Here is a 22597-nt window from a genome sequence, read left to right as displayed (position 1 = left end):
GATGTTCGACTACAAGCTGCTGGCCGCCCTCGCGGCAGTGATCGAACAGGGTGGTTTCGAGCGTGCCGCGCAAGTGCTGGGCCTGTCGCAATCGGCCATTTCCCAGCGCATCAAGCTGCTCGAAGCGCGGGTTGGCCAGCCGGTGCTGGTGCGCGCTACGCCGCCCAGCCCGACCGACGTCGGCCGGCAGTTGCTCAACCATGTGCAGCAGGTGCGCTTGCTTGAACGCGACCTGCAGCGCCAAGTACCCGCGTTGGACGAAGAGGGCATGCCGGAACGCCTGCGCATTGCCCTCAACGCCGACAGCCTGGCCACGTGGTGGGCGGGCGCAGTGGGTGACTTCTGTGCGCAACAGAATGTGCTGACTGACCTGGTCGTAGAAGACCAGGACGTAGGCTTGAAGCGGATGCGCGCCGGTGAGGTGGCGGCCTGCCTGTGTGGCAGCGAGCGGCCGGTGGCCGGGGCCCGCAGCCTGCCTTTGGGGGCCATGCGCTACCGGGCGCTGGCCAGCCCAGGGTTCATGGCGCGGCATTTCCCCCAGGGCTTTGTCGCCAACCGGCTGGCCCGCACCCCGGCGATCGTGTACGGCCCGGACGACTTCCTGCAGCATCGCTATCTGGCTTCGCTGGGCATCGAGGACGGTTTTTTGCATCACTTGTGCCCATCGTCCGAAGGCTTCCTGCGCATGACCGAAGCCGGCCTGGGCTGGGGCCTGGTGCCCGAACTGCAGGCCCGTGAACAACTGGCCGGCGGGCAGTTGGTGGAAATTTGCAGCGATACCCCCATCGATGTGCCGCTGTACTGGCATCATTGGCGCAATGGCGGGCACTTGCTCGCGCAACTGACCGAGCATTTGCGGCATGCCGCACGGCAATGGCTGGTGCCCTTGTAGCCACGGCTGGCGTCAGTTGCATCTGAAATCTGGCAAGACGGAGTGTTACATGCGAATTCTGGTCACCGGCGCGAGTGGCTTCATTGGCGGGCGCTTTGCGCGCGTTGCCCTGGAGCAGGGGCTGGACGTGCGGGTCAGCGGCCGCCGTGCCGAAGGCGTCGAGCACCTGGTCAAGCGCGGCGCCCAGTTCATCCCCGGCGACCTCGGTGATGCCGAGCTGGCCCGGCGCCTGTGCCAGGGCGTCGAGGCGGTGGTGCATTGCGCTGGCGCGGTGGGTAACTGGGGGCGTTATCAGGATTTCTACCAGGGCAACGTGGTGGTCACCGAGAACGTGGTCGAGGGCTGCCTGAAAGAGCACGTGCGGCGCCTGGTACACCTGTCGTCGCCGTCGATCTACTTCAATGGCCGCTCGCGCCTGGACATCCGCGAAGACCAGGTGCCGCGCCGTTTCCATGACCACTATGGGCAAACCAAGCACCTGGCCGAGCAGAAAGTGTTCGGCGCCCAGGAGTTCGGCCTTGAAGTGCTGGCGCTGCGCCCGCGTTTTGTCACCGGCGCCGGTGATGCCAGCATTTTCCCGCGGCTGATGCAGATGCAGCGCAAGGGCCGCGTGGCAATCATCGGCAATGGCCTGAACAAGGTCGATTTCACCAGTGTGCACAACCTCAACGAGGCTTTGCTCAGTGCGCTGTTCGCCGATGAGCGGGCGCTGGGCCAGGCCTACAACATCAGCAACGGCCAGCCGTTGCCATTGTGGGACGTGGTCAACTACGTGATGCGCCAGATGCAGCTGCCGCAGGTGACCCGCTACCGTTCCTACGGCCTGGCCTACAGCCTGGCGGCGGTGAACGAAGCGGCCTGCATGCTGTGGCCGGGGCGCCCGCAACCGACCTTGTCACGTTTGGGCATGCAGGTGATGAGCCGTGATTTCACCCTGGATATCAGCCGTGCCCGGCAATACCTGGACTATCAGCCCAAGGTCAGCCTGTGGACGGCGCTGGATGAATTCTGCGCCTGGTGGAAACATCAACCGCTGGGGCAGTGAACCTGGCGCGTTGATGATGGTCATCAGTGCGCCGCGCGAGCGGTTTATACTCCTGTCTCTTTGCTACTACCGCGGTTGAACTTACCCATGCGCAACGATGCTCACGACGATTTCGATGATGTGCCTGCCTTGCGGGCCGGTACCCCTGATGATGACGAGCTGTTGCCGGCGCATGTGTCACGCAGCCGCCAAAAGGCTGCCAGGCCAGCCAGTACCGGGGCGTTGTGGGTGCTGCTGGGGGCTTCGTTCATTGCCCTGGCAGGGCTGGGCTGGTGGAGCTTCCAGCAGATTTCGCTGATGGAGCAGCAACTGGTGGCGACCCAGGAAAGCTTTGCCCGCATCAGCGAGGACGCGGCAGGGCGCCTGCAGGCAATCAGTGGCAAGGTGGCGGCCAGCGAGTCGTCGGTCAACACCGGCAGCGAAGCGCTCAAGCTGCAGATCCGCCAGTTGCAGGCCAGCCTGGCCGAGCAGGGCAAGCAGCAGCAAGGCGTCGCCGGCCAGGCGGGCGACCTGGGCAAGCGCCTGGAGCAGGTGCTGGCCGATACGCGTGAGCAGCAGAAGGCCGTGACCGAACTGCAGGGCCAGTTGCAGGCGCAATTGAAGGCCGTGAATGCCGAGCTGGCGGCGTTGAAGTCGGGCCAGGTGGATGGTGGCAAGCTGGATGGCCAGCTCAAGAGCCTGAGTGACGAGGTGGCAGCGCTGAAGAAGCAGGGTGGCCAGAAGGCAGCCATCGAGAGCCTCGAGCAGGACATGCTGGTGCTCAAGACGCAGATGGAAAACCGCCCGGCGGCGTCCAGTGGGGCCTCGGTGCAGGAGTTCGATGCGTTCCGTGGGCAGACCACGCGCAACCTGAACACCCTGCAGAGCCAGATCCAGAACCTGCAGCAGCAGATCAGCGCCCGGCCCTGAGATCACCTTAGCCTTCTTCGCGGGTAAACCCGCTCCCACAAGAACGCTCCCACAAGAATGTAACGCTGTCTCTGTGGGAGCGGGTTTACCCGCGAATGGCCCTCAATCAAAGGCGCGGATAGTCGATGTACCCCACCGGCCCTTTGCCATAGAACGTCTCGGGGTGCGCCTGGTTCAACGGTGCATCCGCCGCCAGCCGTGCCGGCAAGTCAGGGTTGGCGATAAAGGGCACACCAAACGCCACCGCATCCGCCTTGCCGCTGGCCAGCGCCGCATTGGCACTGGCCTTGTCGAAACGCTCGTTGACGATGTACGGGCCACCGAACGCCTCCTTGATCAGCGGGCCAATGCTGTCGTCAGCTTCGCGCTCGCGTGAGCAGATGAAGGCGATGCCACGCTTGCCCAGCTCACGGGCCACATAGGTGAAGGTTTCGGCACGGTCAGCATCGCCCATGTCATGGGCGTCGGCACGCGGCGCCAGGTGCACGCCGACACGGTTCGCACCCCATACTTCAATGGCTGCGTCGGTCACTTCCAGCAGCAGGCGCGCGCGGTTTTCCAGCGAGCCGCCGTAGCGGTCGGTGCGCTGGTTGGTGCTGCTTTGCAGGAACTGGTCGAGCAGGTAGCCGTTGGCGCCATGGATCTCCACACCATCGAAACCGGCCGCCTTGGCGTTTTCCGCGCCGCTGCGGTAGGCCTCGACGATGTCGGTGATTTCTTCGGTTTCCAGTGCGCGCGGGGTGGGGTAGTCACTCAGCGGGCGTACCAGGCTGACATGGCCCTTGGCCTGGATCGCGCTGGGGGCCACCGGCAGTTCGCCATTCAGGTAGCTGGGGTGGGAAATACGGCCCACGTGCCACAGCTGCAGGAACATGCGCCCGCCCGCGGCATGCACGGCCTTGGTCACGTTGTTCCAGCCGCGCACCTGTTCATCGTTCCAGATACCGGGGGTGTCCGGGTAGCCGACACCCATGGCGCTGACTGACGTCGCCTCGCTGAGGATCAGCCCGGCGCTGGCGCGCTGTACGTAATATTCGGCCATCAGTGCATTGGGCACGCGGCCTTCGTCGGCGCGGCAGCGGGTGAGCGGCGCCATGATGATGCGGTTGGGCAGTTGCAGGTCGCCCAGGGTGATCGGATCGAAAAGCGTGGTCATATCGGTTACCTGCTGGTCAAAGCGCTTGGCGCAGTTGTTCGAGGAACGCCTGGATAGTGGCTTCATCACGTTTGAAGAAATGCCATTGGCCAATCTTCTGGCTGCTGATCAGCCCGGCGCGCTGCAAGGTGGCCAGGTGGGCGGAGACGGTTGACTGCGACAACCCGCAGCGTTGGTCGATCTGCCCGGCACACACACCGTTTTCGGTGCTGTGGTACTGGTTGGGGAATTGGGTTGCCGGGTCTTTCAGCCAGCTGAGGATTTCTCGCCTGACCGGATGGGCCAGCGCTTTTATGATTTCGTCGAGATCGAGTGGCATGGGTTGGGGCTCGTTGTAGCGGTATATCGCGATAGGGCGAAATGTAAATCGCTGAATCCCGATATACAAATATGAAGATATTCTGAGCTGAGCACGAATCGCTATATCGCGTTATGACGATATAGGCCGGTGCGGTGCTAGACTGCGCTCATGAACTACCTCGCACACCTGCACCTGGGCGGCCCGGCGCCGCAACAATTGCTTGGCAGCCTGTATGGCGACTTTGTCAAAGGCTCGCTGGAAGGGCGCTTTGCACCTGCGCTGGAGGCGGCCATTCGGCTGCACCGGCGCATCGACAGTTACACCGATCAGCACCCTTTGGTGCTGGCGGCGCTGGCGCGTTTCCCACGCGAGCGACGGCGCTTTGCCGGCATCGTGCTGGATGTGTTTTTTGATCACTGCCTGGCGCGGCATTGGCACGATTATGCTGACCAGCCGCTGGCGCAGTTCACCGGGGATTTTTATCGGGTGCTGCTGGCAGAGCCAGAGTTGCCGGGGCGTTTGGCGCGGATTGCACCGTTCATGGCGGCGGATGACTGGCTGGGGGCGTATGGTGATTTTGCCACGCTGGAGCAGGTGTTCAATGGCATTGGCCGGCGGTTGTCGCGGCCGGAGGGGATGGTTGGGGTGATGGATGAGCTGGAGCGGTTGTATGAGCCGCTGATGGCGGATTTTCGCGCGTTTTACCCCGAGTTGCAGGCGTTTGCGGCGGCGGGGCGGGTGTCTGGCAGTTAGTGTTGTGTTGGCAGTGCCGGCCCTTTCGCGGGTAAACCCGCTCCCACAGGGACCGTGCAAGCTTCGGGATCACATTATCCCTGTGGGAGCGGGTTTACCCGCGAAAGGGCCATAACAGGCAATGCAAAAAACTCAGGCAGCCCGCGCCTGCCGCCGTGGCGCCATCTCGATATCTTCAACCCCGAACAACGCCAGGTGAATCGCCTGCTGTGCCTGCACCGCCAGCACTGCACGCTCCTTGCCCACGCTACCTATCGGCGGCAACAGGTGAATGCACACCTCACCCCGCGGCTGGGCAAACAGGCGCATCAGGTGCGACACCAGATCGTCATCGCCGATAAACGGTGCAACCGGGTCGATCTGCCCTTCACGCAAGTACTGGATAGCCACTGGCTGCACCGCCACGCCCCGGTCGATGGCACCCGCCAGCAGGCGGCCATGGAAGGTGCGCAAGGTGCGACCGCTGGTGGTGGTGCCTTCGGGGAAGATCAGTAGCGGCCGGGCCAGGCCCAGTTGCCCGGCGATCTGCTCGCGCAGGCGCTGGCTGTCACCGCCACCACGGCGAATGAACAGGGTGCCGGCCTTTTCCGCCAGCCAGCCAGCCACCGGCCAATGGCGCACTTCGGCCTTGGACAGGAACGACAGTGGCAGCAGCATGCCGAGCAGCGGGATGTCAGTCCAGGACACATGGTTGCTGACCCACAGCATCGGCCGCTGCGGCAGCTCGCCGACTACCCGCACATCGAAGGGCAGGGTCGCGACCAGGCGTTTCATGAACAGGCAGGTCCAGCGCTGGCGGCGTTCGATCGGTGCCTTGAAGCCCAGCCGTTCGCCCAGGGCGATCACGCTGGCCATCAGCATGCCCAGCAGCAATACCAAAAGCAGTCGGGAGAGGCGGGCCAGTACCCGCAGCTTCGGCATCAGACCGCCGCCTTGAAGTGACGGGCGTAGCGTGGGCACAGTTCGTCGCGCTTGAGCAAGATGAACACGTCGGCCACCTGGAAATCCTCGTCCCAGCACGGTTCGCCGCAAATTTTCGCGCCCAGGCGCATGTAGGCCTTGAGCAGCGGTGGCATTTCGGCAATGACGTTATTGGGCAGCGGCAGGTTCGGCAGCGGGTTTTTCGGTTCGGCGCGCAGGTGTTCGGTGCACAGGTAGCGCTCGCGCAGGCGCTGCATCACTGCATGGGCCTGTACGCCGCCGTCTTGCATGGGGATGCTGGCACAGCCCATCAGGTAGCTGTAGCGGCCTTCGTTGAGCACTTCGGCCAGTTCGCCCCAGAGCACGGCAATGGTGCCGCCATTGCGGTAGTCGGGGGCTACGCAGGTGCGGCCCAGCTCCAGGATCGGGCCCTGCAGCTGCAACAGACCGTGCAGGCTGAATTCTTCTTCGCTGTAGAAGCGCCCCAGGCTGCTGGCAGCCTGGTGGTCGAGCAGGCGGGTGGTGGCAACCAGCTTGCCGGTGCTCAGGTCGCGAACACCAATGTGGCGGCAGTGCACGTCGTAGTCGTCCATGTCCAGGCCGTGCTCGGCACCTTTGAGCTTGGCCTTGAATTCTGCGCTGAATACGTTGTAGCGCAGGGCCTGGGCCTCTTGCAGCGCCGCGGCGCCAACCAGGCGTTCGGCTTGCAGACGGCGTTCAGTGCTGTTGTCGCCAGAGTGAGCGATCCGAGTCATTACGAGTCTCCATAAGCCAGCCATGAAGGGTTGCGGCCGGTCGGCTTTGTTGTGCAAAGTCAGCCTAGGTAGACGGGGTGTCACCCCTGTGAATCTTTGGTGATGCTTGCGTGACACCCCCCTGAGCCCTAACTGAATGCCCCCGGCAAGGAGCTGTGCCATGGCCTGGTTGCAACGCATCAACGACCCGCTTCGCCAAGCACTGGCGGGCACCCTGGGCGAAACCTACGCCGCGCTGCTCGAGCGCCTTGGCCCGGTTGCGCCGTTCGAACTGGCGGTATTGGGCGGGCGCGCAATGGCCACCCCGGGCCTGGCCTTCCTGGTCGGTTACCAGGCGGCCTTGCGCGTGCTGTGGCCCAGTGCGCCGCCCAGCCTTGGCGCGCTGTGTGCAACCGAACGGCGCAGCGTGCGGCCGGCTGACATGCACACGCGGCTGGACGGTTTGCGGCTGACCGGTAGCAAGGATTTCGTCACCGCCGGGCTTGAGGCGGAGTGGCTGCTGGTGGCGGCGCGCAGCGAGGCGGCAGGCGCAGCGCCGCAGTTGAACCTGGCGGTGGTCTACCCCGGTGAGCCGGGGGTTACGCTGGAGCCACTGCCGACCTTGCCGCTGATGCCGGAAGTGGGCCACGGCCGGTTGGTGCTGGAGCAGGCGGCGTGCGAGTTGTTGGCCGGTGATGGCTGGGATGCCTACGTGAAGCCGTTCCGCTCGCTGGAGGATTTGTATGTGCTCACGGCGTTGACGGCCTGGCTGTATGGGGTGGGGCAGGCGTGTGCCTGGCCGCAAGGTTTGCGCCTGCAGTTGCTCGGGCTGCTGGCTGGGTGTGCCGAGGCTAGCCGGCAGTGCGCCGATAGCACGGGGTGCCATTTGCTGCTGGGCGGGTTGTTTGCGCAGTTCCAGGCGCTGCGCGGGGAAATCGATGCAGCACTGGCGGCTGGGCCGGCGCAGTGGGCCGAGCTGTGGCAGCGCGATCAGGGGGTGATGGCGCTGGCCATGGCGGCGCGGGAAAAACGGTTGAACAAGGCTTGGGCTGCTGCGGGATTGTCATGAATGGCGGGTAGGGTGGTGTGATTCGATGAATCCCGGGACCGCGTTGCGGTCCTTTCGCGACGCAAGGCCGCTCCTACAAAAGCAAGAGCGGCGCCGGTCCTTGTGGGAGCGGCCTTGTGTCGCGAAAGGGCTGCGCAGCAGCCCCAAAAATCGCGAGCCAGAACCAGAATGCTGAAAAGTCTGCTGCTGCTTTTTTGCATGACCATGACAACCGCCCAGGCTGAAGACTGGCCTGATCCCGACTGGCACAACGACCCTGCCGCCTTCGACTGGCAAGCCGTCGACGCCTACGCCTTCCCCGCATCCACCCCTGCCGACCGCAACGGCATCCGCACCGACGCCCTACTGATAATCCGCGATGGCCGTATCCTCCACGAGCGCTATACCGCCCCGACCACTGCGGCCACTGCACACCTCACCTGGTCGATCAGCAAAAGCGTACTCGCCACACTGCTGGGCGTGGCCCAAGGCCAAGGCCGCTTCCAGCTGCAAGACCCGGTCAGTCGCTTGTACCCGCCGATGCGCGCCCACCCTGGCGTGCGCATGGCCGACCTGCTGCACTGGGCCAGCGGCCTGGACTGGCAGGAAGACTACGAATACGCCCCGCTGAAATCCTCGGTGGTGGCCATGCTGTATACCCGTGGCCGCGCGGACATGGCCGCCTACACGGCGGCGCGGGGCATGGCAGCCAGCCCCGGCCAGCGCTTTCTCTACTCCAGTGGCGACAGCAACCTGCTGGCCGCCGCACTGCGTGGCATGCTCGCCCCCGGTCAATATGACGACTACCCCTGGCAGGCACTGTTCAGCCCCTTGGGTATCGAGCGTGCGGTGTGGGAGCGGGACCGTGCGGGCACTTACGTTGCCTCCTCGTACCTGTACCTCACGGCCCGCGACCTGGCACGTATCGGCCTGCTTATGCAGCGCGACGGGCGCTGGCAGGGCCAGCAACTGCTACCCCAGGCCTGGGTGGCCTTCAACCGTACGGCATTTACCCAGGCCGAGTCGCTGCCCGGCGAGGCCAACCCCGGCGGCCACTGGTGGCTCAACCAGCCGCTGGCCGGCGCCGAACGGCCTTGGCCGAATGCACCTGCAGACACCTTCGCTGCCCTGGGCCATTGGGGCCAGGCGCTCTATGTGTTGCCCGCGCAAAAGCTGGTGATCGTGCGCTACGGCGATGACCGTGACGGCAGCTATCGTCATGACGAACTGCTGAAGCGGGTGCTGGCGGCGTTGGCCAAGGAGGGTTCATGAAGCGTGTCCTGTTGCTGGTGCTGGTCGGCCTGCTCGGCTGGGCATGGCTGGAGCGTCAGGCGCTGGCAGACTTCCCCGGCATCCTCTCGGCCTACTCGGCCAAGGAGTACTGCTCGTGCCGCTTTGTCATGGGCTTCGACGAGGGGTATTGCCGAGGCTATGTGAAGCAATGGCTGCCGTTGAGCCGGTTGGTGGAAAACACCCCGCAGCGTCTGGTTACCGCAGAAGGCCTGGGCCAGCGCAACCAGGCCGCCTGGCAAGGCCCGCGCGCGGGCTGCCGCTTGCTGCCGTGAAGGCGGGCGGGTAAGGTTGGCGGCCTGGTTTCACGAGATCTGTCATGTTCAAGCTGCCCCGTCTGCTCCCCGCCCTGTTGCTGGCTTTGTGCCTGCCCGCCCATGCCAACTGGCACCTCGATGGCGAGTCTTCACGGCTGTCGTTCATTACCGGCAAGAACGGTGATACCGCCGAAGTGCATCGTTTTCTGGTGTTGCATGGCTCGGTCGACCGCAAGGGCATGGCGGGCTTGCGCATCGAGATGGACTCGGTGAGCAGCGGCATTCCGCTGCGCGACGAGCAGATGCGCGACCACCTGTTCGAGGTCGAGCGGTTCGCCGAAGCCAGCGTGAAGGCGCAGATCGACCTGCGGCCGATCAACGACCTGGCCGACGGGGCACAGATCGAGCTGCGCCTGCCACTGACGGTCACCCTGCATGGCCAGTCGCACAGCTATAACGCGCTGTTGCTGGCCACGCGCCTTGATGCGCGACGCTTCCAGGTGGTAACCCTTGAGCCCCTGGTGCTGCGTGCCGAGGATTTCGGCCTGCTGCCGGGGCTGGAAAGCCTGCGCAAGTTCGCCAAGCTGAAGTCCATCAACCCATCGGTACCGGTGAATGCGGTGCTGATCTTTACCGCCCGCTGACATGGCGGGGCCGGTCTTCCCCTGGCGGGATGGCAACCAGTTCGAACTGCTGATCGACGGCCCCGAGTTCTTTCCGCGCATGCTCACTGCGATCGTGCGCGCCGAGTTCCAGGTCGACCTGGAACTGTATCTGGTCGAGGCTGGCGCCTGTGCCGAAGCCGTGGTCGAAGCGCTGGAGCAGGCCGCACGGCGCGGCGTGCGGGTTCGCTGTCTGTTCGACGACTACGGCTCATTGGCCTTCAACAGCAAGTTGCGCCAGCGCCTGCTGGATGCGGGTGTGTACCTGCGCTGGTACAACCGCCTGCGCTGGAAGCGTGGCCTGCGCAACCTGTACCGCGACCATCGCAAGCTGCTGCTGGTGGACGAGCGCTGGGCCGCGGTGGGCGGCACCGGGGTTACCGACGAGTTCTGGACGCCGGGTGAGGCCACCAGTGACTGGCACGAAGTCATGGTGCAGATGGAGGGGCCGGTGGTGACCGACTGGCAACTGCTGTTCGACCGCCAATGGCACGCCAACAACCGCCGCACCGCCTGGCGCCCCGCCGAAGGCTTCGGCTTGCCGCGCCTGCCCAAGGTGCCTGCACAGGGGCAGGGCCTGGGCCGGGTAGCCTATGCCGACGCCCGTCAGCACCAGGACATCCTGCATGCGCTGGTGCGCGCACTGAACAGCGGCAAGCAGCGGGTATGGCTGGCCACGCCGTACTTCTTGCCGACCTGGAGCGTGCGCCGCTCGTTGCGCCGCGCCGCCAGCAAGGGCCTGGACGTGCGCCTGCTGCTGACCGGGCCACGCACCGATCACCCTTCGGTGCGCTACGCCGGGCACCGTTACTACCCGCGCCTGCTGCGCGCCGGGGTGCGCATTTTCGAATACCAGCCGTGTTTCCTGCACCTGAAAATGGCCGTGGTGGATGACTGGGTCAGCGTCGGTTCGTGCAACTTCGACCACTGGAACCTGCGCTTCAACCTTGAGGCCAACATCGAGGCGCTGGACCCGCCGTTGACCGCTGCCGTGGTCGCCAGCTTCGAGCGCGACTTTGCCCTGAGCGAGGAGGTTGACCTGGCCCACTGGCATGCCCGGCCGCTGTGGCGGCGGGTCAAGCAACGGGTGTGGGGTTGGCTGGACCGCCTGGTGGTGAACGTGCTCGACCGCCGTGACTGATAGCGGCTATCGTGCAATGACTGTTCACGGGCAATGGAAGGGGTGGATGCGATGACGGCTAAGAAAATTCTCATGTTGGTCGGTGATTACGTCGAGGATTACGAAGCGATGGTGCCGTTCCAGGCGCTGAGCATGGTCGGCCACACGGTGCACGCAGTGTGCCCGGAAAAGCTGGCGGGGCAGACGGTGCGTACCGCGATTCATGACTTTGAGGGTGAGCAGACCTACAGCGAAAAACCTGGGCACAACTTTGCCCTGAACTACGATTTTGTGCGGGTACGGCCCGAGAGCTACGACGCGCTGCTGATCCCCGGTGGCCGCGCGCCGGAGTACCTGCGCCTGGATGACAAGGTGCTGGAGCTGGTGCGCGCGTTCGACCAGGCCGGCAAGCCAATTGCGGCGGTGTGTCATGGCGCGCAGTTGCTGGCGGCGGCCGGGGTGCTGGAAGGGCGGGAATGCAGCGCGTACCCGGCGTGTGCGCCGGAGGTGCGGCTGGCCGGTGGCACGTTCATCGACATTGCCGTGGACCAGGCGCATGTGGATGGCAACCTGGTGACCGCCCCGGCCTGGCCAGCGCACCCGGCGTGGCTGGCGGCCTTCCTCAAGGTGCTGGGTACCCGCATCGCCTGACCGGGCCCTTTCGCGGGTAAACCCGCTCCCACAGGTTTAGCGAAGGTTTCAAGACCTGTGGAGTACCTGTGGGAGCGGGTTTACCCGCGAAGAGGCCAGTACAGGCAATACACCCCTGCCAGGCTTAACCTACCTGCTCAACCCAGTCATTGAGGTTGTAGTAGTTGGTCACCCGGGCAATCTTGCCGCAGTGAATGTAGAAAAACGCCCCCGCCGGCAACACGTAAGTCTGCCCGTTGGCCGCCGGCAACCCCTCATCATCGGCCAGGTACTCGCCATGCACGGTGAACTCCGCCGCTGCGCGGCTGCCTTCGGCGTTCTGCATTACCACGATATCGGCCAGGCGCTCGCGGTAGCAGCGGTTCATCTTGTCCATGAACGCCGCAAACCTGGCCTTGCCCATCTGCCGCTCACCCTGGTTGATGTCGTGGATCACGTCCTCGCTCAGCAGTGCCAGAAAGCCCGGCATGTCACCCGCGTTGAAGGCGGCGTAGTAAGCATTTACCAGTTCGGTAGCGGTCATGGAACAATACCTGTCGTGTAGGGAAAAGGCGGGTCGTTGCCCCGGATGATAGGGTTTCCCCTCAAGCCCGGCTTAGCCGAGCGCGTCATCCACATCGACAAAACGACCGCCAAGCATGGAAATACGCCTGTTGCACGGCGCCGCTATCGCGCCATACATCGATGACCTCGCTCGCCTGCGCTTAACGGTGTTTCGCGAGTTTCCCTACCTGTACGACGGCACCCCGGAGTACGAAGCCGACTACCTGGCCAGCTATACCCGTTCCGGGCGCAGCCTGGTGGTGCTGGCGCTGGACGACGGCAAGGTGGTCGGCGCGTCCACCGGCCTGCCGCTGGTGGACGTTGCACCGCAATTCCAGCAGCCATTCCTGGCCCAGGGCCGCGACCCGGCCAGCGTGTACTACTTCGGTGAATCGCTGGTACTCCCTGCATACCGTGGCCAAGGCCTGGGGGTGCGCTTCTTTATCGAGCGCGAGTCCTACGCACACAAACTGGCCGAGTTCGATTACTGCGCGTTCTGCGCCGTGGAGCGGCCAGGCGTGCATCCACGGCGGCCAGCTGACTACAAACCGTTGCACGGTTTCTGGCGCAATCGTGGTTTCCTGCATGATCCATCGTTGCGCACGAGTTATGCCTGGCGTGACCTGGACGAACAGGAAAGCTCCGAGAAACTCATGTCGTTCTGGACCAAGGAGCTGCCGATTTGATCCGCCTCGCGGCCTGCCAGTACGCGATCGAGCTGCATGAAACCTGGGACGCCTACGCCGACCACCTGCAAGGCCTGTGCGCCGAAGCGGTGGAGGCGGGGGCGCAGTTGCTGTTGCTGCCGGAGTATGCCGGGTTGGTGCTCAGCGGCCAGTTGTGTGCTGAACAGCGGGGCGACCTTGAAGCGTCGATTGCCGGTATACAGCCGCTGATCGAGCCGTGGAAGGCCTTGTGCGCCAGCCTTGCCCGGCGCTGGGGGATCTACCTGCAACCGGGTAGCGTGCCGGTGCTGGACGGCGACGGGCGCTACCGCAACCGGGCCTGGCTGTTTGGCCCCAAGGGTGTGCTGGGCTACCAGGACAAACTGATGATGACCCGCTTCGAGCGCGAGCAGTGGGACATTGCGGCAGGCCAGGGGCTGAAGGTGTTCGATACCGAGCTGGGGCGCTTGGGCATATTGATCTGCTATGACAACGAATTCCCGATGCTGGCCCGGCATTTGGCCGAAGCGGGTGCCGACCTGATCCTGGCACCCAGTTGCACCGATACCGAGGCGGGTTACCACCGGGTGCGCATCGGTGCGCAGGCACGGGCGCTGGAGAACCAGATAGCGGTGTTGCAGAGCCCTACGGCGGGGTTGGCGCCGTGGTCGCCGGCGTTGGACGAGAACATCGGGCGGGCAGGGTTGTTTGTGCCGCCGGATCACGGGATGCCGGGGGGTGGGGTGGTGGCGTTGAGCGAGGCGTTGAGCCCGGTGAGCAGCCAGTGGCTGGTGTGCGAGGTGGATCTTGAAGAAGTGAGGCGGGTGAGGCGGGAGGGGCAGGTGTTTACCCGCAGGGATTGGCCGGAGCAGTTTGACCGGATTTTGTGAAAACAGGGAGGGCCTATTCGCGGGTGAACCCGCTCCCACAGGATCACCTCAGGTTTAGAAACCTGTGGGGTCCCTGTGGGAGCGGGTTCACCCGCGAAGCAGGCGCCGCTGTTATATCAGGCTTACTTCACTTCAACTGCCAGGCTCTCGGCAATCTTGCTCTGCCACAGGGCAGGGCCAGTGATGTGCACCGACTCACCGTTGCTGTCTACGGCAACCGTTACCGGCATGTCCTTGACCTCGAACTCGTAGATCGCCTCCATGCCCAGCTCGGCGAAGGCCAGAACCTTCGACTTGCGGATAGCCTGGGCTACCAGGTAGGCAGCGCCGCCCACGGCCATCAGGTACACGGCCTTGTTGTCCTTGATCGCTTCGATGGCGGTCGGGCCACGCTCGGACTTGCCGATCATGCCCAGCAAGCCGGTCTGCTCAAGAATCTGGCGGGTGAACTTGTCCATGCGGGTAGCGGTGGTCGGGCCAGCCGGGCCTACCACTTCGTCACCAACCGGGTCGACCGGGCCAACGTAGTAGATGAAGCGGCCTTTCAGGTCTACCGGCAGCTGTTCGCCACGGTTGAGCATTTCGACCATGCGCTTGTGCGCAGCATCGCGGCCGGTCAGCATCTTGCCGTTGAGCAGGATGGTTTCGCCCGGCTTCCAGCTGGCGACTTCTTCCGGGGTGATGTCGTCAAGGTTGACGCGACGGGCGCTTGGCCCTGCTTCCCAGACGATTTCCGGGTAGGCGTCCAGCGACGGCGCTTCCAGCTCGGCCGGGCCGGAGCCATCGAGCACGAAGTGGGCGTGGCGGGTGGCGGCGCAGTTGGGGATCATGCACACCGGCAGCGAGGCGGCGTGGGTCGGGTAGTCCATGATCTTGACGTCGAGCACGGTGGTCAGGCCACCCAGGCCCTGGGCGCCGATGCCCAGCTGGTTGACCTTCTCGAACAGCTCCAGGCGGATTTCTTCCAGACGGTTCTGCGGGCCACGGGCTTTCAGCTCATGGATGTCGATGGACTCCATCAACACTTCCTTGGCCATTACCGCGGCTTTTTCGGCGGTACCGCCGATGCCGATGCCGAGCATGCCAGGCGGGCACCAGCCAGCGCCCATGGTCGGCACGGTCTTCAGCACCCAGTCGACGATCGAGTCGGACGGGTTGAGCATGGCCATCTTCGACTTGTTCTCCGAGCCGCCGCCCTTGGCTGCGACATCGACCTCGACCTTGTCGCCGGGGACGATGGAGTAGTGGATCACTGCCGGGGTATTGTCCTTGGTGTTCTTGCGGGCACCGGCCGGGTCGGCCAGGATCGAGGCGCGCAGGACGTTCTCAGGCAGGTTGTAGGCGCGACGCACACCTTCGTTGATCATGTCGTCGACGCTCAGGGTGGCGCCGTCCCAGCGCACGTCCATGCCCACGCGCACGAACACGGTGACGATACCGGTGTCCTGGCAGATCGGGCGGTGGCCGGTGGCGCACATGCGCGAGTTGATCAGGATCTGGGCGATGGAATCGCGCGCAGCTGGCGACTCTTCACGCAGATAGGCCTCGTGCATGGCCTGGATGAAATCGACGGGGTGGTAGTACGAGATGAATTGCAGGGCGTCGGCGACGCTCTGAATCAGGTCGTCTTGCTTGATCACGGTCATGCAGCGCGCTCCTCTTAAAGACGGGAACATTCATAGAGACGCTCGACGGTGCCGACCAGCATGTCGAAACGCCTTGCAAAGGCGCGCCGGCAGCATGGCCGACGCAAAAGGGCGCGGCAGTATAGCGTGCCTCACCGCGTGAAACACCTGCGAGTGGTCTGGACCATGGTCGGTTGGTGGCCAGGCATCCTTTTTGCTGCTGACTCCTGTGCTTGGCCTTAATATCGATGGGGGCTGCTGCGCAGCCCGATCGCGACACAAGGCCGCTCCTACAACTGGAACGCGATCAACTGTAGGAGCGGCCTTGCGTCGCGATTGGGGCGCGAAGCGCCCCCGACAACCTGAAGCGGGAAGAGATACCTGAACATGCCCGAACTTTGCGTGGGCGAGCGCCGCTGGGCGGTGCCGACCGGCAGCAACCTGCTCGATGCCCTGAACGAGGTCGGGCTGAACGTGCCCTACAGTTGCCGCGCCGGCAGCTGCCATGCCTGCCTGGTGCATTGCCTGGCCGGGCAACCGCTGGATGCCCTGCCCGAGGCCCTGGCCCTGGACAAGCATGCCCAAGGCTGGCGCTTGGCTTGCCAGTGCCGGGTGGTCGAGGACTTGCAGGTTGCGTTGTTCGACCCGCGACGCGATGGTGTGCCGGCCAGGATCAGCGGGCTGGACTGGTTCGGCGATGTGTTGCGATTGCGCTTGAAACCCGAGCGAGCGTTGCGCTATCAGGCCGGTCAGCATGTGGTGCTGTGGCTTGGCGACGTCGCACGGCCGTATTCGCTGGCCAGTTTACCGGGTGAGGATGATCAGCTTGAGTTCCACATCGATTGCCGCCGACCTGGGGCTTTTTGTGACAAGGCACGTGGGCTGCAGGTGGACGATGAAATGCGCCTGGGTGAGCTGAGAGGTGGTGCGTTGCACTACGACCCCGACTGGCAGGAACGGCCGCTGTGGCTGCTGGCAGCGGGCACCGGGCTGGCGCCATTGTGGGGCATATTGCGCGAGGCCTTGCGGCAGGGGCATCGGGGGGAGATTCGGGTGCTGCATGTGGCGCGGGGGCAGGCCGGGCATTATCTGGCGGAGCCGCTACGGAAGCTGCCAGGCGTGAATGTCGAGTTGGTGCTGGAGGAGCAGATGGATGAAGCGCTGGCCGGGTTGCGGCCGTCGTCACGGCAGACGGTTGCGTTGTTATGCGGGGCACCGGGGAGTGTCGAGCGGTTTGCCCGGCGGCTGTTCATTGCCGGGGTGCCGCGGGGGCAGGTGTTTGCTGATGTGTTCGTTGAGCATGTTTGAGTGAGCAGGGGAGGGCTTTGCCCTCCTTTCGCGACACAAGGCCGCCCCCACAAGGGACGGTGTACATTATCCCTTTGTGGGAGCGGGCTTGCCCCGCGAATGGGCCGCAACGCGGCCCCCCGTCTGCAGCAGATCAACCAACCAGCGGATCACCCACATGCAGGATCTTCATGCCATTGGTGCCACCGATGGTGTGGTAGCTGTCACCCTTGGTCAGGATCACCCAGTCACCTTGCTCCACCAGGCCGCGCTTGAGCAGCTCGTCGACGGCTGCCTGGCTGACCTTGTCGGCCGGCAGCGAAGCCGGGTCGAAGGCAATCGGGTAGACGCCACGGAACATGTTGGCCCGGGCCTGGGTGGCGCGGTGCGGCGACAGCGCGAAGATCGGCACGTGCGAACGCAGGCGCGACATGATCAGCGGGGTGTAGCCACTTTCGGTCAGGGCGATGATCGCCTTCACGCCCGGGAAGTGGTTGGCGGTGTACATGGCCGCCAGGGCGATGCTCTCGTCGCAGCGCTCGAAGGTGGTGTGCAGGCGGTGGCTGGACTTCTGGCTGGTCGGGTGCTTTTCGGCGCCCGAGCAGATACGGGCCATGGCCTGTACGGCTTCGATCGGGTACGAACCTGCAGCACTCTCTGCCGACAGCATTACCGCGTCGGTGTTGTCGAGCACGGCGTTGGCCACGTCGGACACTTCGGCACGGGTCGGCATCGGGTTCTGGATCATCGACTCCATCATCTGGGTCGCCACGATCACCGCCTTGTTGTTGCGGCGGGCGTGCTGGATGATCTTCTTCTGGATGGCGATCAGCTCGGCGTCGCCGATTTCCACGCCCAGGTCACCACGGGCAACCATGACGGCGTCGGAGGCAAGGATCAGCTTGTCCAGGGTCTCGTCGTCGGCGACTGCTTCGGCGCGTTCGATCTTGGCCACCAGCCAGGCGCTGCCGCCGGACTCGTCACGCAGCTTGCGCGCGTATTCCATGTCGCTGGCGTCACGCGGGAACGACACGGCCAGGTAGTCCAGGTCCATTTCCGCAGCCAGCTTGATGTCGGCCTTGTCTTTTTCGGTCAGGGCCGGTGCGGTCAGGCCGCCACCTTTGCGGTTGATGCCTTTGTGGTCCGACAGCGGGCCACCGATGATCACCACGCAGTGCAGGGCATCGGCGGTGGCGGTTTCGACGCGCATGACCACGCGGCCATCGTCGAGCAGCAGCTCGTCACCGACGCCGCAGTCCTTGACCAGGTCGGGGTAGTCGATACCGACGATGTCCTGGTTGCCTTCGGTCAGCGGGTGGGCGGTGGAGAAGGTGAATTTGTCACCGATCTTCAATTCGATGCGCTTGTTGGCGAACTTGGCGATGCGGATCTTCGGACCCTGCAGGTCGCCCAGCAGTGCAACATGGCGGCCGTTCTTGGCGGCGATGTCACGGATCAGGCGCGCGCGGGCCTTGTGCTCGTCCGGCGTGCCGTGGGAGAAGTTCAGGCGTGCCACGTCCAGGCCGGCGAGGATCAGCTGTTCGATCACTTCCGGCGAGTTGCTGGCGGGGCCAAGGGTGGCGACGATTTTGGTACGGCGGATACTCATGCACAGACTCCTATAGTGAAGCGCAGCGAAAGGCTACTCCTGAATCTCGCTGTAGTCATTGTTCCGTTGCACTACCTGCGACCAAGGCAGGGTGGCATTTGAACGGGCAAGGTATCCTTGCAAAAGGGTGTGAAGATTTGCAGGCAGACGCCGATACACTGGCATCAAAGGAGATCCCCATGCGAGCCCTGATCGTTTTAGCCCTGGCCGTCAGCGCCACCGGCTGCACCCGCTGGTCCATGGACCACCACCTGAACAATGCCTACCGTGCCTACGACCGTGGCGATTGTGCGCGGGTCATGCTGGAACTGTCGCAGGTCGACCGCACCAGCCGCGCACGACCGTTCATCCACCCCGAAGTGTCGCTGCTGCGTGGCCAGTGCCTGGAACGCCAGGCCTTGTATGTGGATGCTGCGCAGACCTACCAGTACCTGATCCAGCAGTACCCGCGCAACGAGTACGCCTATCGGGCCCAGGCACGCCTGCAGACGCTGGAAAAACTGGGCCATTTGCGCGGCAGCGAAGCGGCTGTGGCCAGCCCGGTGACGACCGCACCTTGGCGCTAACACCAAGGTGTGGTTTATTTCACGAGATTTGCAGCGCGCGCTGCGCTAATCTGTAACTCAGCTGTTACAACAACCGCCAGTACCTTGTATTCCTGGCATCAGGTACGGAATACACTCGCGATCATGTTCAACAAGCGCCATATCGAACGCCATCAGCTGCCTTGTGTGCTCAAGGTATTCAACCGCTTTACCGGTCAGGAGATCGGCCAGCTGGGCAATGCCTCCGAAGACGGCTTGATGGTCATCAGCCAGCTACCCGTGCTGGTCGGGCCCGACTACGAGCTGCAATTGCGCATGCCGCTGGTCGGCGGCGGCCACCAGTTCGTCAACCTTACGGCCAGCTGCCTGTGGTGCAGCGAAGACCAGACCCCCGGGCATTACGATTCGGGGTTCATGCTGCTGCAGGCACCGCGCGAGTACGATGATTTCGTCCGCTCGCTGCGCGACTATTTCAGCTTCCGGCCGGCTAACGCCTCTGCCTGAGCCTTGGCGTTGCAGAATCGCGCTAGAATCGGGTCGACCTCGATACAGGACGACCCCGTGACCTCCAGCATTTTCTGGCACGACTACGAAACCACCGGCATCAACCCGCGCTGCGACCGGCCGCTGCAGGTGGCCGGCCTGCGCACCGACTTCGACCTCAACGAGATCGACGAGCCCATCAGCCTTTATTGCCGGCCTTCGGACGACATCCTGCCGCACCCGGCGGCCTGCCTGGTGACGGGTATCACCCCGCAGTTGCTGGCCGAGCAGGGCCTGTGCGAAGCCGAGTTCATGACCCGGGTGCACGCGCAACTGGCGCAGCCGGGCACCTGCGGCGCCGGTTACAACACGCTGCGCTTCGATGACGAAGTGACCCGCTACAGCCTGTACCGCAATTTTTTCGACCCCTATGCCCGTGAGTGGCAGGGCGGCAACAGCCGTTGGGACCTGATCGACATCGTGCGTACCGCCTATGCCTTGCGCCCTGATGGCATTGAGTGGCCGCAGCAGGACGGGCGCACCAGCCTGCGCCTGGAGCTGTTGAGCAAGGCCAATGGCATTGACCACGGGCATGCCCACGAAGCGCTTTCCGACGTGCGGGCAACCATCGCCCTGGCCCGCCTGATCCGGCAGAAACAGCCCAAGTTGTATGACTGGCTGTTCCAGTTGCGCAGCAAGCATAAAGTGATGGAACAGATTCGCCTGCTGCAGCCGCTGGTACATATATCCGGGCGCTTTTCGGCGGCGCGTAATTACCTGGGTGTGGTATTGCCGCTGGCCTGGCACCCGCGCAATCGCAATGCACTGATTGTGTGCGACTTGCATCAGGAAACCCTACCGTTGCTAAGGGAAAGTGCTGAAGTTCTGCGTCAGCGTTTGTACACCCGGCATGATGAGTTGGCCGAAGGTGAATTACCGGTACCGTTGAAACTGGTGCAGATCAATCGTTGTCCGGTACTGGCGCCGCTGTCGGTGTTGCGCCCGGTCGATCAACAGCGATTGGGCCTCGACTTGACGTTGTTACAATTGCGCGGCGAACAGTTGGCCAATCAACAGGCGCAATGGCAAGACAAGCTGGAGCACATCTACGGCAAGGAAGACTTTGCCCCCAGTGACGACCCGGAACAGCAGTTGTATGAGGGTTTTATCGGTGACCGCGACCGCCGCTTGTGCGAGCAAGTTCGTACGCTGGAACCCGCACAGTTGGGCAGCGGGCATTGGATGTTCGATGATCCGCGGTTGCCGGAACTGTTGTTCCGTTATCGGGCGCGTAACTTCCCTGACACCTTGAACCACGAAGAGCGGCAGCGTTGGCATGGCTTCTGCCAGCAGCGCCTGAGCGACCCGCAGTGGGGCGCGCCGAATACCCTGGGCGACTTCGAACAGGCGCGTCAGCAAGCGTGGGAGGGCGCCGACGAGGCGGGCAGGCGAGTACTGGATGCCTGGCAAGTGCATGCCCGGCAATTGCAGCAACAGTTTGCTATTGGCTGAAGGCCAGACAAACAAAAACGCCGGCAATGTGCCGGCGTTTTCTTTTGCGAGAAGCAAAGGCGATGGCGGACAATCAGTCCAGCAGGGTAGCCCAGCTTTCAACCACGTCGCCGCCCCAAGTGGCTTTCCACTCTTTAAGGGTCTTGTGGTTGCCGCCTTTGGTTTCGATCACTTCACCGTTGTGCGGGTTTTTGTATTGCTTGACCTTGCGCGCACGCTTGGTGGCAACAGCCTTGACCGCGCCACGTGGTGCTTTGCTCAGTTTCGACTCTGGGTCGAGCAGGGCAATTACGTCGCGCAGCGACTTGGAGTACTCGCCCATCAGGGTGCGCAGTTTGCCTTCGAACTCCAGTTCTTTCTTCAGCTTGTCATCCTGCGACAGGTTGGCCAGGCGGGCCTGAAGTTCCTTGATGGCTTCTTCGGTAGCGCGGTACTCGTTGATCAGGGACATGGAGTGTTCCTTAATGCGTGTTCGGAAATGTGTGGGGCAATAATAGACAGCCGATACTCGCAAGTAAACATAATATTGGCCAGTTAACTGTTAATTAAGCTGTGACAATATTTCTCAGGTGAACAAAAATTTACATACGCGCCGCGACGTTCGTCATGTCTGTCAGACATTGCCCGCAGTGCAGCGCGCTGGCTACACAGGCCGCGCTCGCTGCAATCAATACTGCGTTTTTCCTGGCGTGCCGCTAGAATGAGCGCCTTTGCGAAGTTCTGGAGTCTCATTCATGCGCACCTATCGTCTGGTGATCGCCTGCCCCGACCGTGTAGGCATCGTGGCGAAAGTCAGTAATTTCCTGGCCTTGTACAATGGCTGGATCAACGAAGCCAGCCACCACTCCGATGAGCAGAGCGGTTGGTTCTTCATGCGTCATGAAATCCGCGCTGAATCACTGCCGTTCGGTATCGAAGCCTTCCGCGAGGCATTTGCGCCGATCGCCGAAGAGTTTTCCATGACCTGGCGCGTAACCGACTCGGCGCAGAAAAAGCGCGTGGTATTGATGGCCAGCCGTGAGTCGCACTGCCTGGCCGACCTGCTGCACCGCTGGCACACCGACGAACTGGACTGCGAGATCCCTTGCGTGATCTCCAACCACAACGACCTGCGCAGCATGGTCGAGTGGCACGGTATTCCGTTCTTCCATGTACCGGTCGACCCCAAGGACAAGGCCCCGGCGTTTGCCGAAGTGTCGCGCCTGGTCGAGGAGCACGCGGCCGATGTTGTGGTGCTGGCCCGCTACATGCAGATCCTGCCGCCGCAACTGTGCCGGGATTATGCAGAGAAGGTAATCAACATTCACCACAGCTTCCTGCCGTCGTTTGTCGGTGCCAAGCCTTACCACCAGGCTTCCCTGCGTGGTGTGAAACTGATCGGTGCAACCTGCCACTATGTCACCGAAGAGCTGGACGCCGGCCCGATCATCGAGCAGGACGTGGTGCGTGTCAGCCATGCCGACAGCATCGAGGACATGGTTCGCTTTGGCCGTGACGTGGAGAAGATGGTGCTGGCCCGTGGCCTGCGTTATCACCTGGAAGACCGCGTTCTTGTACATGGCAACAAGACGGTGGTTTTTGACTGATACAGTCGGGTTGGCTGTGAGATTCTGGGGCTGCTCTGCAGCCCATCGCGACGCAAGGCCGCTCCTACAAGGGGCTGGTGTACGCCGCGCTTTGTGTAGGAGCGGCCTTGCGT

Annotated in this window: 25 protein-coding genes; 17 read left to right on the top strand and 8 right to left on the bottom strand. The window is 63.5% G+C overall.

The genetic code is table 11. From position 1 onward, the window contains the following. Position 1 precedes the first annotated feature (1 nt). From IAE39_RS12220 to IAE39_RS12210, 3 genes are all read left to right on the top strand, one after another. Positions 2–892, top strand: a complete 891-nt coding sequence (locus tag IAE39_RS12220) for a LysR family transcriptional regulator ArgP (protein ID WP_201202646.1) — start codon at positions 2–4, stop codon at positions 890–892. A gap of 49 nt (positions 893–941) precedes the next feature. Beyond that, complete coding sequence (locus tag IAE39_RS12215; RefSeq protein ID WP_201202644.1) at positions 942–1937, top strand: NAD-dependent epimerase/dehydratase family protein; 996 nt, start codon at positions 942–944, stop codon at positions 1935–1937. 87 nt (positions 1938–2024) lie between these two features. Further along, the gene (locus IAE39_RS12210; RefSeq protein ID WP_201202642.1) at positions 2025–2846 is read left to right on the top strand and encodes an ATPase; all 822 of its coding nucleotides are present in this window, start codon (positions 2025–2027) and stop codon (positions 2844–2846) included. Positions 2847–2952: 106 nt separating this feature from the next. Here the strand turns inward: IAE39_RS12210 and IAE39_RS12205 are convergent, their stop codons facing one another. Together IAE39_RS12205 and IAE39_RS12200 are read right to left on the bottom strand one after the other, a co-directional pair. Further along, a complete protein-coding gene (locus tag IAE39_RS12205) occupies positions 2953–4002 on the bottom strand; it encodes an alkene reductase (RefSeq protein ID WP_201202640.1) in 1050 nt (349 codons plus the stop codon). Positions 4003–4018: 16 nt separating this feature from the next. Continuing rightward, positions 4019–4321, bottom strand: coding sequence for an ArsR/SmtB family transcription factor (locus tag IAE39_RS12200; RefSeq protein WP_201202639.1), 303 nt, complete (start codon positions 4319–4321; stop codon positions 4019–4021). Positions 4322–4471: 150 nt separating this feature from the next. Between IAE39_RS12200 and IAE39_RS12195 the strand changes: the two genes are divergently transcribed. Continuing rightward, positions 4472–5056, top strand: coding sequence for an acyl carrier protein phosphodiesterase (locus IAE39_RS12195; protein WP_201202638.1), 585 nt, complete (start codon positions 4472–4474; stop codon positions 5054–5056). A 132-nt stretch (positions 5057–5188) separates the two neighbouring features. On the opposite strand, the gene IAE39_RS12190 is transcribed toward IAE39_RS12195, so the two are convergent. Both IAE39_RS12190 and olsB read right to left on the bottom strand, forming a co-directional pair. After that, positions 5189–5977 carry a lysophospholipid acyltransferase family protein gene (locus IAE39_RS12190; protein ID WP_201202637.1) on the bottom strand — a complete coding sequence of 263 codons (789 nt, stop codon included), beginning with the start codon at positions 5975–5977 and terminating at the stop codon, positions 5189–5191. Then, positions 5977–6732 carry an L-ornithine N(alpha)-acyltransferase gene (gene olsB, locus IAE39_RS12185; RefSeq protein ID WP_201202636.1) on the bottom strand — a complete coding sequence of 252 codons (756 nt, stop codon included), beginning with the start codon at positions 6730–6732 and terminating at the stop codon, positions 5977–5979. Before olsB ends, IAE39_RS12190 begins: the two co-directional genes overlap by 1 nt. A gap of 160 nt (positions 6733–6892) precedes the next feature. Here olsB and IAE39_RS12180 point away from each other — a divergent pair, with 160 nt between their 5' ends. The 6 genes from IAE39_RS12180 (at position 6893) to IAE39_RS12155 (ending at position 11739) form a co-directional block, all read left to right on the top strand. Then, positions 6893–7780: an acyl-CoA dehydrogenase gene (locus tag IAE39_RS12180; RefSeq protein WP_201202634.1), complete on the top strand. Its 888-nt coding sequence runs from the start codon at positions 6893–6895 to the stop codon at positions 7778–7780. Positions 7781–7948: 168 nt separating this feature from the next. Beyond that, positions 7949–9031, top strand: a complete 1083-nt coding sequence (locus IAE39_RS12175; RefSeq protein WP_201202632.1) for a serine hydrolase domain-containing protein — start codon at positions 7949–7951, stop codon at positions 9029–9031. Next, positions 9028–9324, top strand: a complete 297-nt coding sequence (locus IAE39_RS12170; RefSeq protein ID WP_201202630.1) for an amidase — start codon at positions 9028–9030, stop codon at positions 9322–9324. The genes IAE39_RS12175 and IAE39_RS12170 overlap by 4 nt, the downstream gene beginning before the upstream one ends. Before the next feature lie 44 nt (positions 9325–9368). After that, on the top strand, positions 9369–9950 hold the full coding sequence (locus tag IAE39_RS12165; protein WP_201202628.1) for a YceI family protein: 582 nt from the start codon (positions 9369–9371) through the stop codon (positions 9948–9950). Between the two features lies 1 nt (position 9951). Then, on the top strand, positions 9952–11109 hold the full coding sequence (locus IAE39_RS12160) for a phospholipase D-like domain-containing protein (protein WP_201202625.1): 1158 nt from the start codon (positions 9952–9954) through the stop codon (positions 11107–11109). Positions 11110–11160: 51 nt separating this feature from the next. Then, the gene (locus IAE39_RS12155) at positions 11161–11739 is read left to right on the top strand and encodes a DJ-1/PfpI family protein (protein WP_201202623.1); all 579 of its coding nucleotides are present in this window, start codon (positions 11161–11163) and stop codon (positions 11737–11739) included. Positions 11740–11863: 124 nt separating this feature from the next. Here the strand turns inward: IAE39_RS12155 and IAE39_RS12150 are convergent, their stop codons facing one another. Continuing rightward, entirely contained in the window at positions 11864–12262 is a 399-nt protein-coding gene (locus tag IAE39_RS12150; RefSeq protein ID WP_201202622.1) for a nuclear transport factor 2 family protein, read from the bottom strand. A gap of 115 nt (positions 12263–12377) precedes the next feature. Between IAE39_RS12150 and IAE39_RS12145 the strand changes: the two genes are divergently transcribed. Both IAE39_RS12145 and IAE39_RS12140 read left to right on the top strand, forming a co-directional pair. Beyond that, positions 12378–12968 carry a GNAT family N-acetyltransferase gene (locus IAE39_RS12145; protein ID WP_201202621.1) on the top strand — a complete coding sequence of 197 codons (591 nt, stop codon included), beginning with the start codon at positions 12378–12380 and terminating at the stop codon, positions 12966–12968. Continuing rightward, positions 12965–13837 carry a carbon-nitrogen hydrolase family protein gene (locus tag IAE39_RS12140; RefSeq protein ID WP_201202620.1) on the top strand — a complete coding sequence of 291 codons (873 nt, stop codon included), beginning with the start codon at positions 12965–12967 and terminating at the stop codon, positions 13835–13837. The genes IAE39_RS12145 and IAE39_RS12140 overlap by 4 nt, the downstream gene beginning before the upstream one ends. Positions 13838–13959: 122 nt before the next feature. On the opposite strand, the gene IAE39_RS12135 is transcribed toward IAE39_RS12140, so the two are convergent. After that, complete coding sequence (locus IAE39_RS12135) at positions 13960–15483, bottom strand: fumarate hydratase (RefSeq protein ID WP_201202619.1); 1524 nt, start codon at positions 15481–15483, stop codon at positions 13960–13962. A gap of 366 nt (positions 15484–15849) precedes the next feature. On the opposite strand from IAE39_RS12135, the gene IAE39_RS12130 reads away from it, so the two are divergent. Then, positions 15850–16770, top strand: a complete 921-nt coding sequence (locus IAE39_RS12130; protein ID WP_201202618.1) for an iron-sulfur-binding ferredoxin reductase — start codon at positions 15850–15852, stop codon at positions 16768–16770. A 133-nt stretch (positions 16771–16903) separates the two neighbouring features. Here IAE39_RS12130 and pyk read toward each other — a convergent pair whose 3' ends face one another. Continuing rightward, positions 16904–18358: a pyruvate kinase gene (pyk, locus tag IAE39_RS12125; protein ID WP_110742660.1), complete on the bottom strand. Its 1455-nt coding sequence runs from the start codon at positions 18356–18358 to the stop codon at positions 16904–16906. Positions 18359–18537: 179 nt separating this feature from the next. Here pyk and IAE39_RS12120 point away from each other — a divergent pair, with 179 nt between their 5' ends. From IAE39_RS12120 to sbcB, 3 genes are all read left to right on the top strand, one after another. Then, positions 18538–18924, top strand: a complete 387-nt coding sequence (locus IAE39_RS12120; RefSeq protein WP_201202617.1) for a tetratricopeptide repeat protein — start codon at positions 18538–18540, stop codon at positions 18922–18924. Between the two features lie 123 nt (positions 18925–19047). Further along, a complete protein-coding gene (locus tag IAE39_RS12115; RefSeq protein WP_201202616.1) occupies positions 19048–19407 on the top strand; it encodes a PilZ domain-containing protein in 360 nt (119 codons plus the stop codon). 57 nt (positions 19408–19464) lie between these two features. Then, positions 19465–20898: an exodeoxyribonuclease I gene (gene sbcB, locus IAE39_RS12110; RefSeq protein WP_201202606.1), complete on the top strand. Its 1434-nt coding sequence runs from the start codon at positions 19465–19467 to the stop codon at positions 20896–20898. A 73-nt stretch (positions 20899–20971) separates the two neighbouring features. Here the strand turns inward: sbcB and mvaT are convergent, their stop codons facing one another. Continuing rightward, complete coding sequence (gene mvaT, locus IAE39_RS12105; RefSeq protein WP_060497979.1) at positions 20972–21349, bottom strand: histone-like nucleoid-structuring protein MvaT; 378 nt, start codon at positions 21347–21349, stop codon at positions 20972–20974. 283 nt (positions 21350–21632) lie between these two features. Between mvaT and purU the strand changes: the two genes are divergently transcribed. After that, the gene (gene purU / locus IAE39_RS12100) at positions 21633–22484 is read left to right on the top strand and encodes a formyltetrahydrofolate deformylase (protein WP_110742665.1); all 852 of its coding nucleotides are present in this window, start codon (positions 21633–21635) and stop codon (positions 22482–22484) included. The last annotated feature ends 113 nt before the right edge of the window (positions 22485–22597 follow it).

Origin of the sequence: Pseudomonas sp. S37 (genome assembly GCF_016658545.1) — a bacterium.
GTDB lineage: Bacteria > Pseudomonadota > Gammaproteobacteria > Pseudomonadales > Pseudomonadaceae > Aquipseudomonas.
Note: the sequence above shows the minus strand (reverse complement) of the source record. Positions and strands in the feature narration are given on the sequence as shown.

Coding starts and splice junctions, on each gene's coding strand:
- IAE39_RS12220 (WP_201202646.1), top strand. CDS start 2: ATGTTCGACTACAAGCTGCTGGCCGCCCTCGCGGCAGTGATCGAACAG.
- IAE39_RS12215 (WP_201202644.1), top strand. CDS start 942: ATGCGAATTCTGGTCACCGGCGCGAGTGGCTTCATTGGCGGGCGCTTT.
- IAE39_RS12210 (WP_201202642.1), top strand. CDS start 2,025: ATGCGCAACGATGCTCACGACGATTTCGATGATGTGCCTGCCTTGCGG.
- IAE39_RS12205 (WP_201202640.1), bottom strand. CDS start 4,002: ATGACCACGCTTTTCGATCCGATCACCCTGGGCGACCTGCAACTGCCC.
- IAE39_RS12200 (WP_201202639.1), bottom strand. CDS start 4,321: ATGCCACTCGATCTCGACGAAATCATAAAAGCGCTGGCCCATCCGGTC.
- IAE39_RS12195 (WP_201202638.1), top strand. CDS start 4,472: ATGAACTACCTCGCACACCTGCACCTGGGCGGCCCGGCGCCGCAACAA.
- IAE39_RS12190 (WP_201202637.1), bottom strand. CDS start 5,977: ATGCCGAAGCTGCGGGTACTGGCCCGCCTCTCCCGACTGCTTTTGGTA.
- olsB (WP_201202636.1), bottom strand. CDS start 6,732: ATGACTCGGATCGCTCACTCTGGCGACAACAGCACTGAACGCCGTCTG.
- IAE39_RS12180 (WP_201202634.1), top strand. CDS start 6,893: ATGGCCTGGTTGCAACGCATCAACGACCCGCTTCGCCAAGCACTGGCG.
- IAE39_RS12175 (WP_201202632.1), top strand. CDS start 7,949: ATGCTGAAAAGTCTGCTGCTGCTTTTTTGCATGACCATGACAACCGCC.
- IAE39_RS12170 (WP_201202630.1), top strand. CDS start 9,028: ATGAAGCGTGTCCTGTTGCTGGTGCTGGTCGGCCTGCTCGGCTGGGCA.
- IAE39_RS12165 (WP_201202628.1), top strand. CDS start 9,369: ATGTTCAAGCTGCCCCGTCTGCTCCCCGCCCTGTTGCTGGCTTTGTGC.
- IAE39_RS12160 (WP_201202625.1), top strand. CDS start 9,952: ATGGCGGGGCCGGTCTTCCCCTGGCGGGATGGCAACCAGTTCGAACTG.
- IAE39_RS12155 (WP_201202623.1), top strand. CDS start 11,161: ATGACGGCTAAGAAAATTCTCATGTTGGTCGGTGATTACGTCGAGGAT.
- IAE39_RS12150 (WP_201202622.1), bottom strand. CDS start 12,262: ATGACCGCTACCGAACTGGTAAATGCTTACTACGCCGCCTTCAACGCG.
- IAE39_RS12145 (WP_201202621.1), top strand. CDS start 12,378: ATGGAAATACGCCTGTTGCACGGCGCCGCTATCGCGCCATACATCGAT.
- IAE39_RS12135 (WP_201202619.1), bottom strand. CDS start 15,483: ATGACCGTGATCAAGCAAGACGACCTGATTCAGAGCGTCGCCGACGCC.
- IAE39_RS12130 (WP_201202618.1), top strand. CDS start 15,850: ATGCCCGAACTTTGCGTGGGCGAGCGCCGCTGGGCGGTGCCGACCGGC.
- pyk (WP_110742660.1), bottom strand. CDS start 18,358: ATGAGTATCCGCCGTACCAAAATCGTCGCCACCCTTGGCCCCGCCAGC.
- IAE39_RS12120 (WP_201202617.1), top strand. CDS start 18,538: ATGCGAGCCCTGATCGTTTTAGCCCTGGCCGTCAGCGCCACCGGCTGC.
- IAE39_RS12115 (WP_201202616.1), top strand. CDS start 19,048: ATGTTCAACAAGCGCCATATCGAACGCCATCAGCTGCCTTGTGTGCTC.
- mvaT (WP_060497979.1), bottom strand. CDS start 21,349: ATGTCCCTGATCAACGAGTACCGCGCTACCGAAGAAGCCATCAAGGAA.
- purU (WP_110742665.1), top strand. CDS start 21,633: ATGCGCACCTATCGTCTGGTGATCGCCTGCCCCGACCGTGTAGGCATC.